The sequence below is a fragment of the Bacillus cereus group sp. MG9 genome, assembly GCF_040459995.1.
Taxonomy (GTDB): Bacteria; Bacillota; Bacilli; order Bacillales; family Bacillaceae_G; genus Bacillus_A; species Bacillus_A mycoides.
This window is the reverse complement of the sequence record NZ_JARVHC010000003.1, coordinates 1-9163: the sequence shown is the minus strand read 5'-3', so window position 1 is coordinate 9163 and position 9163 is coordinate 1. Positions and strand designations below refer to the sequence as shown.

The following is a 9163-nucleotide window of genomic DNA, read 5'->3' as shown; positions in this document are numbered from 1 at the left end:
TTGATTTATGATTCAATATCTTCTTTACTTATAGCGTTTTGAATGTATACTTTTGGTATGTATTTTGAGGTTATCAGGAGGATTGAGATGAAGTCAATGTTTAAGGGGAAATGAATGTAAACTAATATGCAAAAGTTTACTTTCATTCTATAGGCGCACTTATAAGTATGTTTAATCTAGATAAAACCTCGCTATCCTGTCATTAGTCCTAATATAATAAGCCCAAAATTATATTAATCCTATAAAACCACAAATAAAAAAGTGCAAAATCTATCTACAGATTTCGCACCAAAAAACAGATAACAGATACAATCACTCGAAACATAGGAGAGTGTTTCAACACTTATTATAACCTATACATTTACATTTTTGCGTATTAATTTGAAAATATGTAAAAATTCATTATTTTATTTTGAATTTTCTTTTTATTTTAGTTATACTAAACAATAAAGAGACAAATCTCCCTTAGGCTGTCAATAATTATGCTAACGAAACACACCCAAAACCAAAAAACCAATTCCCGTGTAATGGAATTGGTTTTTTGGTGTACAGTTCATTCAAACAACAACTTGAACCCACTTCCATTTTCAATCTAATTTTATCATAAAAAACTCGTATTCCTTATATTTTTCTAACAAATAACTGAAAATCTAACAGTTGTATTTTTCATTTCAAAAATACAACTTATCTATATTTGAAACATGTTAATTCAATTGTAGAAGATTTGAAATGCATATTTTAAAGTTTAATCTAAGTCTAATTTGGAATATTTTGTCTTAATTCCCTTTTTGGGGAGATGGGCAAAAACATCCAGATTGTATATATTCTTGATAAATCTTTTGTGAATCTATTTCTGAAATGTTTCGTTTTTTCATTTCAGTTTTAATGAGATCTATTTCTTGATACATAGCTGTTGAAAGAATTCCTTTTGCTATGTTTTTATTAATTTCTATAAAAAAACCTACTAAAAGAGCATCTGATAATTGTTTATATAAAGACAAAAATGTTTCCTCCTCATAAAAAAATCATACAGATAAAACATTGTTATTTCCTATATATTCTATAAAATAAATTTTCATCCTGGTTTACTTAGACGGAATATTGGTGAACAAAATTAATAATTGTATCTGTGTATATACTACATCTTAATTTCATGATTTCAGTATATATAATATATTTCAATTTCTAATGTAAACAAATATTCAATAGTTTACTTTCCATCAGAAAAGGTTAGCTTCTTTAATATATCTTCACTTGAACCATAGATCTCACATCTAAAAACAAGGAGGGACTGAAAAAATGTGTTTTTACTAGATGCATATTAAAAAAGACAAGCATAAGTTATATTACGTTTTGGTATAATCTTCTTATCTTTGAAGAGGACTCAAATTTTAATAATAGATTTGAGTCCTCTTTTATATATCATTATTCTCTAATTACCATATACATATAATGTATTTAAAATTAATTTTAAAGGAGAAGTATGTTGTATGACAAAATTGGAGGAAATAGAAAAAGATTTTAATCAAATGAATCTAGATTTAAAAGCTATACAACATGATATGAAAAATTTAGAAGCAAGAATACTAGTGGCTGAAAGGGATGTTTTAACTATTAATAAACAATTAGATAAGATCAGTGCAAATACTACATGGATTTTACGATTGATCGTAAGCGGATTGTTAACAGGAGTACTTGGTGTATTAGCTAAAAACCTGTTATAGAGAAAAAGGGTGTTGGTCAATCAAAACGGACCTAGCGAAGCAAAGGGAGTATTTGACTTGACCAACCGCACTACACCCAAACCCTCTTGGCACTGAACAAACTACCGTTTGTTCCTGCCAACCGGCGAGGGAGCCCCTCAAGGATTGAGGGGTTGGGGAGTTCGATTGAGGGGGTCTGGGGAAGGGTTCCCCAGTGGGTTTGGGCAAAGCCCACGGTTTATTTTTTGCCACGTAGTAAGTGGCTCGGCATAGCCGAAAAGCGTCGCAGACCCCTATCGATTTTGATGCGTTAGCGTCAAAATACGTATAGGGTTACGTTAATTGACATCATTTCGTCGCTTTGCTAGACTGATGGTATCAATTAATCTAGGGGGAAGTGGTGGCACTTTATGTTGGGTTCTATCTCATTTAATCAATCTCACCAAAGTTCATTAAGCCACAATAACAGAGAAAATATTTATGGGAATCCTGGCATTGATCCAGCCAGGTTACATGAGAATATTTATTTTGTTCAAAAAGACATCCGAAGTGTATACAAGGATGTTTTTCAAGAAGCCGTGGACAAGTATAACGAGAAACAAAAACGGAATGATCGTAAAATTGATGACTATTATAACAAAGTACATAAAGATGATAAGACCCATGAGCAACGAGAATTAGTCGTGGCGATTGGGGAAGGTAAAGACGACTCGAAATATAGGGAAGCCAAAAAGGAAGCGTTAAAACGGTATGCAGAAGTGTTTCAAGAGCGAAATCCCAATCTAGCAGTTTATAACATGGTTTTACATGATGATGAAGCAAATCCGCATTTACATATTAACTATGTACCGAATTTTGAAAGTAGTCGAGGATTAACGAGGCGTGTCGGAATGGATAGAGCTTTGCAGCAACAAGGTGTAGAAGGAACGGGAAGAAAGTTAATTGCACATTGGAGAGAATTAGAAACGGCCTATATTGAGCAATTGGCTAAAGAATATATTCCAAATTTTGAACGTGCTAATGTAGGTTCACATAAGTACATGAAAGTCCGTCAATACAAGGAGTATGCAGAAGTAAAGTCAACTATTGAAAACCAAGTAGAAGAAAAAGAAACAGAGTTACAAACGATTGACGATCATTTAAAAAACGTTGAAGAGAAAACAAACGAATTAAAAGTGACGAAAACAAGTTTGGAAAGTGATGTCGTTAGTAAGTACAAAGAATTAGAGATAGTAAAGCAACAAGTAGAGAGTGAAAATGAAAATCTGCAGTTAATTGGCCAGCGTCATGTAGAGTTAGAAAAAAGAGTAGAACAAATGCAAAAAGAATTAGATAGTGCTACGGATCAAGTACCCAATGAACCTGTTAAAATTCTATTTTTACGTAAAGAAGTAGTAGTAGAAGTACAGGATAAAATGTTTGGAAAAGCTGAAATCACGAAGAAACAGACAAGAAATTATGTGTTATCACCAGAACAATATCAAGAATTAACAAAGCAGGTGAATGCAGCGGTTACTATCAAAAAGGATTATGAGCGTTTGAAAAAAACAGATTTTTTGAAAGAGAATGAGAGTTTAAAAGCGCATGCAGAGGGGTGGATGAAAGAAAATCGAACATTGAAACAAGAAAAAAGTCAGTTGCAAAAAGAAGTAGGCACATTAAATACTGAAATAAGCTCATTAAAAGCTCATATAAAGGATTTGCAGATTAATATAAGGGTTTTGTATCAGCAAACTAAAAAAACCTTTAAAGATAAATTTCAGACGTTTAGAGAGCTTATTAAAAATGAACTAGCTAATAAAGGTGTAAATAATCAATTTGAGAGTGAACATAAAAGAGAAATGGCTAGTAGACAACGAGGATTTGATAGGGATCGTTAGAAGATATTATGAGGAATTAAGTAAAATTTTTGGGAAACTTTGTTTGACAATATCTTGAGGGGATATGTGTGATAAAATAAAAAACGAGCCATGCTGGAACATGGCTCGTTTCAAAGGGTATTCAATGAAAATACCTAAAATTTAAATGTCTGGTTATAGATTATCATAATTTGATTCATAATCAAATAGCAAAAAATAGGTATTTTTGTTGATTCCCTCAATTAGAGGAGGAATCGACAAAATGAAAGATGAAAATGAACAAGCTTTAGGACAAGCTTTAAATCAAGCTAATAGAAATGCTAGAAAAAGAGATTTCGAGAAGGATGGAAAACAAAGAGATCAGGCTGAAGAACTTAAAAAATCTCTTTTACAACAGTTAAAAGAATTAACCGGAGAAGACCATTATGTTGGAACTAATAAAGATCCATTTGCTGGAGAACCATTTAATCAAGTAATGCACAGAAATTTAGATTTGTTGAATAGTATTGGTTATTTAACTCAAGCAGAAGAAAGTTTTTTATTTAGAATTCAAGCTTATTTGGAATTTAGAAGTAATGTTATTATTTGTAGAGATGATAAATTTAAAAGGAAACGAAAGAGCGCTGAGGAAGATTATGAGTTACCAAAAGCAGCAACTGTTTCTGAAATTGCTGAAATGATAGGGAAATCAAGAGAAAAAACTTCTTTGGTTATGAATTCATTAAAGAAAAAAGAAATTTTACTTAATCCAGAAGGTGCTGGACAAATTATTGAAAATGGTCGCACTGTAAGTCCTAGAACATGGGTGGTAAATCCTTACATAATGATTTGTGCACCTCGAAAAAATGAAGTGAAACTTGATAAATTAACGATGAGATTGTTTCAATATTCTTTGAAAAATCTTAAAGATCAAAATGGTAAAAAGGTAAAATTACCAGCTAGATTTTTTTAGACTATATCAATTTGATATAGTCTTTTTTATATGTATTTCAAAGCAATTTATCCACTTTGTTACTTATTTGTATTTTCTTAGGTGTGACGAAAACGTCACAAAAAGACTTAAAAGTGTGACGAAAACGTCACACCCTGAAAAGTGTATTCAACCCAGTCATATCAAGGGATTCACACGTTTTTTGTAGATGCTCTCTATTATCACTATTATTAAAGGCTAAAAGTTCCGCAAGGAACAGGTAGTATTTTTGAGCAAATAACGCTCAAAAATCTCCACCTTCAGAAAAAGAAAAGTCGGTTCGTTAATCCTCACCTAAAGGCTATCGCCTTTTCTTTTTTTTTCTGTCCTTGCGGAACTTTTTTCGGCTGGTTTTTAGCTTTCGCCAAGCCGAACAGACCAAAAACGGGGTTAAGTTGCTCGACTTGGATCAACAATTGTACCAGCCGAACCGCCAGTTCTTCCGTTCAAAATATTCTTCTTTTTCTATATGGAATTAACGCTATGTGGGGTTTCGCCCCCACACGACGAGCCAGCACTCACACCCAAAAACAGGGGTGAATAGCATGATAAAACATTTTTACATCTTAAAATCACGTTATTATAAAGAAATTTGGTAGTCTTTAATTAGCCTTTAACTTAACCTCAAACTTAAGGGAGATGTATAAATGAACATCGGTAAACAGATACAATATTTTCGTAAACGGGATAACATGTCCCAAGAGAAGTTAGCAGAAAAAATTCATGTTTCCAGACAATCTATTTCTAACTGGGAAAATGAAAGAAACTATCCAGATATTCATAATTTACTAATGATGAGTATTCTCTTTAACGTCTCCCTGGATAATTTAGTTAAAGGAGATGTAAAGATCATGAAAGAAGAACTTCAAAAATCAATTTTCTTTAAGTGGAGTTACATCATGTTAGCATCAATGATTATACTTCCTATTTCTATTGCACCTGTATTTTACTTTTTTGGTTATTATGGTCTTATAATACCTGTGGTACTTACCATTTTGCTTATGTTTTCATCATTGAAGCTTGAAAACTTGAAAAAAGAGCATAATTTAAAAACTTATCGTCAAATAGTTGATTTTATAGAGGGAAAACCTATAAGTGAAGTAAAGCCTAATATAAAAGACAAATTATTAAAAATAGGTTTGATGCTTGCAAGTGCTTTAATTAGTTATAGTTTGATTTATTTAGGATTGAGTGTATTTGGAAGATAACTTAGAAAACTATTAAAAGTCCTCCGGATTGTTTAAGTGGAGGACTTTTGTGTTTACATAATTTTCGTTATAGGAAGGAAATATCAATCATTAAGCATTAATATTCTTTAACTGAGTAACAGTTCCAAAACTGATTTTTAATAAAAAAAAAGGGTTACAGATTTGATTGTAACCCTTTTTCCAAATGTTTTTTGTTTTATACGATTTCTATAATGATTATAGGACTGAAGTATGATTCGAAATAGCGTTAATTATATGATTCCAATCGTCACAATGAATCTCGTGACCCGATCCTTCTAGGGTTAATAACAAAGCATGCGGAATTTCATTAACAAGAGCAAGAGCATGCTCGTATGGAAGCACTGTATCTTCTGTACCATGAATAACCAAAGTAGGTATATTGATCCCTTTTAACTTCCCCTCATAAGAATCATCGCCTTTAAGAAGGGAATGATTAAACATACTGAGTAGGTTATTTGCTCGTTTTATTTCTTTTTCTACTTGCTTATAAACCCTCTTCTCATCGAATTTATGCTTTGAACCACAGAGTAAAGCTGATCCTGCAACCAAATAATTTGCAACAGATTCTTTATGCGACCAATTTAGTTTGGTCGCATTAGCATGGTAAGCGAGTATCTTCTCATTGATCGGAGGCAAATTCCGGTTGTTGTCTTCAGAACCAAAAATACCTGATGCAATCAAAGTTATACTTAGAACTCTCTGAGGGTTTCTTAAGGCTACAATTTGAGCAATCATTCCACCCAATGACATTCCAACAATATGTGCTTCGTTAATATGATATGCATTGAGTACCCCAATCGCATCATCAGCCATATTTACCACAGTATAGTGGGAACTCCCCGGTTCATAAGTAGTTGACCGTCCGACATCTCTATTATCATAACGAATAACATATCGGCCCGTATCCGCTAATTGTTGACAAAATTCCTCATCCCAATAAACCATTGAACACATGGCTCCCATAATCAGTAAGACTGCTGGATCTGCTGAATTGCCAAAGCTCTCTGTACATATATCAATTTCATTAATTTTAATAATCTTTTCAGTCATGATTAACTCCTCATTTCATTCGTATTTAGTTAATAAAAAAAGACACAATCAAATAAACCCGCACATTTTGAAAAAAATAATTGGGTATAACGAATTGTGTTTAAAATTAACGTAAACGAATGAACTTGATAATCATGTTAAACACTCTCCTATAAAAAGGGAATAAGGGTAAAACCCTTATTTTGATTATAACATAGCTCTATCAGTAGTAATATAGGTTCATTTTCTCTTATTTTTTGAGTCTGCACTCTTAGTTGAAGAAAAGACGATGTATACAATATTCAAACCTAATTAACATAACGTCCCATTATCGGTAGCAAATAAAAAAGCAAAACCCTTTATATTAAAAGGATTTTGCTTTTTTATTTGCTTATACTCTATGCATGATTTTATACATTCTTGATATAGCAAGAATTTTAGGTCTACAAATGTTCTGTATTAGTACAAAAATCTGTATAGAATTCTGTATAAAAAAGCTCTGCATATAAGCAAGGCTTTTTCTATTTCCAGAATTGCCACCACTTTTTTTGTTGAGTGGCTGCAATCAATTTTTTAGTTTCCTGGTTTTCACGGATCATAGCCATTAGGTTTTGATCACGTTCATCCATTCTTTGAACCATAGCTTTTTGAAAATTTTGTTGTTGTTTTTGCTGTTCAGTTAACCATTCTTTTAAATTTTCTTCATGTTTTTCAAGTTGTTCAGATACTCTTTCAGCAACAATTCTATCTAACTCTTGAACAGATACAACCTCTTGTCCCACTTGGATTTGTTCAGTTTGTTGTTTAGTTGTTTGGATAGGTTCAATATCTATATATTTAGAGAATCCTTCTTTACTGAGGAGATCAATAATTTGTTTTGTTTGGAGGTTTCTTTTACTTCTCATTTTAGCTATAAATTGAAAAATAGGTATACATTCTTGATGGATTAAATACTTGTTCTTTTCACCTTGTTGGAATTTTAAAAAGCTACCGTAGGCTTGACAGTTTCGTTTTATAGTCATAGCTGATACTTTTATTTCTTGGGCTACTTCTTCAGCTGATAACCAATCTTTTTGTTGCATTGTTCAGGTCACCATCCTTCTAAACATCTGAACTAAACACTATTCAAACAATTAAACAATTCTATAGCTGACAAGGGTTTCCTTGTTTTTTTGTTCAGATGGCTGTTTAGGTAATATACAACTAGTTTAACACCTGAACATCTAAACAGTCATCTGAACAAGCAACATAGAAAGATTCGCATTATTATAGGAATGTATGAAATGGTGTATGAAGGATAGATCTTAAATCATGTACAGAGAATGTTAAGACTTCTTATCCTTAACGTTGTAAAAGCGTAAAATCCTGACGCTATACCTAATATAAAATGAGAAGAATAAAAGAGAAATATGAGAATACATATACAACTGTGAGAAAAATGTGTTATTTGTTTTTTGTTGTAGATAAAAAGGAGGTATATCTGATGAATATCATTCATATAGAAACAAAAAATCACTATAAAAGTGAAAAAGAAAATGAAATGGAAACTATACCAATTATAAAGCGGATATATTATGAAAATGGAGAGATTAAATTCGAAATATTAGAGGAAAAAGATGTTCCTACGACATGGTTGGATAAATAAGGAGAAGGATCATTCTTTATGATAAGGGATGATCCTTCTTGTTTATTACCGCTAACGAATTTTATGTAAACTAAATTTTAGAAAGAAGGCATTGAAAATGAATAAGATATGTCTTAATTGTGGTTCTAGAGAAATTAAGCAAGGTTCATTAGATTCTCAAGTATATTTAAAGTCTATTAGTACAAATAATCTCTTTAATCAATTTTCTAGAGTAATTATTGATGTTTGTATGGAGTGTTGTGCCGTTTTATCTATTAAATTAGAACATTAGGGGTGTTTAAAAATAGATAAATAAACACTACTGATAATATAAATTATGTGAAAGAAAAGTCCCTTCAGATCTTCTGCAGGGACTTTTCTAGGTTTTTAGATCGATTGACTGCTGATAAGTGGTGTTATGGTAACTTTGGTTGTGTAGAGAATATATATTGGGTTTTTTTGCCCATAAAGAAAGGACACTCTTATAAGAGTGTCCTTTCTGATAGTTTTTTTAGCAGAAACAAGAAGCTCCAACTATGATTAATAAAATAAATAATACAACTAATAAAGCAAATCCTCCAGCAAAGCCGCCGCCTCCACAACTACCACAACTACCACCAAAACCCATAATACTTCCTCCTTTAGATAAGAGGATTAAACACGGAGTCACTCATGTATTTTAACGGATTCACTTTACTTTATGTTTTTACGTATTAATTGAGCAGGTCCTTTTGAAAGTAAAGAAGATA

9 protein-coding genes are annotated in these 9163 nt (G+C 31.9%); 5 read left to right on the top strand and 4 right to left on the bottom strand.

Translation table 11 applies throughout. The annotated features are described in order from the left end of the window. Positions 1–776: 776 nt before the first annotated feature. Positions 777–1001: a hypothetical protein gene (locus QCI77_RS29840; protein WP_353826055.1), complete on the bottom strand. Its 225-nt coding sequence runs from the start codon at positions 999–1001 to the stop codon at positions 777–779. Positions 1002–1490: 489 nt separating this feature from the next. Here QCI77_RS29840 and QCI77_RS29835 point away from each other — a divergent pair, with 489 nt between their 5' ends. From QCI77_RS29835 to QCI77_RS29820, 4 genes are all read left to right on the top strand, one after another. After that, positions 1491–1724 carry a hemolysin XhlA family protein gene (locus tag QCI77_RS29835; protein WP_353826054.1) on the top strand — a complete coding sequence of 78 codons (234 nt, stop codon included), beginning with the start codon at positions 1491–1493 and terminating at the stop codon, positions 1722–1724. Between the two features lie 389 nt (positions 1725–2113). Then, entirely contained in the window at positions 2114–3583 is a 1470-nt protein-coding gene (locus tag QCI77_RS29830) for a plasmid recombination protein (RefSeq protein WP_353826053.1), read from the top strand. Between the two features lie 241 nt (positions 3584–3824). Further along, the gene (locus tag QCI77_RS29825) at positions 3825–4514 is read left to right on the top strand and encodes a hypothetical protein (protein ID WP_016121338.1); all 690 of its coding nucleotides are present in this window, start codon (positions 3825–3827) and stop codon (positions 4512–4514) included. Between the two features lie 665 nt (positions 4515–5179). Further along, positions 5180–5740: a helix-turn-helix domain-containing protein gene (locus QCI77_RS29820; protein ID WP_353826052.1), complete on the top strand. Its 561-nt coding sequence runs from the start codon at positions 5180–5182 to the stop codon at positions 5738–5740. A 216-nt stretch (positions 5741–5956) separates the two neighbouring features. Here QCI77_RS29820 and mle read toward each other — a convergent pair whose 3' ends face one another. Continuing rightward, positions 5957–6811, bottom strand: coding sequence for an alpha/beta fold macrolide esterase (gene mle, locus QCI77_RS29815; protein ID WP_353826051.1), 855 nt, complete (start codon positions 6809–6811; stop codon positions 5957–5959). A 500-nt stretch (positions 6812–7311) separates the two neighbouring features. Then, complete coding sequence (locus QCI77_RS29810; protein ID WP_106405761.1) at positions 7312–7872, bottom strand: DUF3967 domain-containing protein; 561 nt, start codon at positions 7870–7872, stop codon at positions 7312–7314. A 401-nt stretch (positions 7873–8273) separates the two neighbouring features. Between QCI77_RS29810 and QCI77_RS29805 the strand changes: the two genes are divergently transcribed. After that, the gene (locus tag QCI77_RS29805) at positions 8274–8435 is read left to right on the top strand and encodes a hypothetical protein (protein ID WP_189337253.1); all 162 of its coding nucleotides are present in this window, start codon (positions 8274–8276) and stop codon (positions 8433–8435) included. A gap of 490 nt (positions 8436–8925) precedes the next feature. On the opposite strand, the gene QCI77_RS29800 is transcribed toward QCI77_RS29805, so the two are convergent. Beyond that, the gene (locus QCI77_RS29800; protein WP_002069235.1) at positions 8926–9042 is read right to left on the bottom strand and encodes a YjcZ family sporulation protein; all 117 of its coding nucleotides are present in this window, start codon (positions 9040–9042) and stop codon (positions 8926–8928) included. Between the last annotated feature and the right edge of the window lie 121 nt (positions 9043–9163).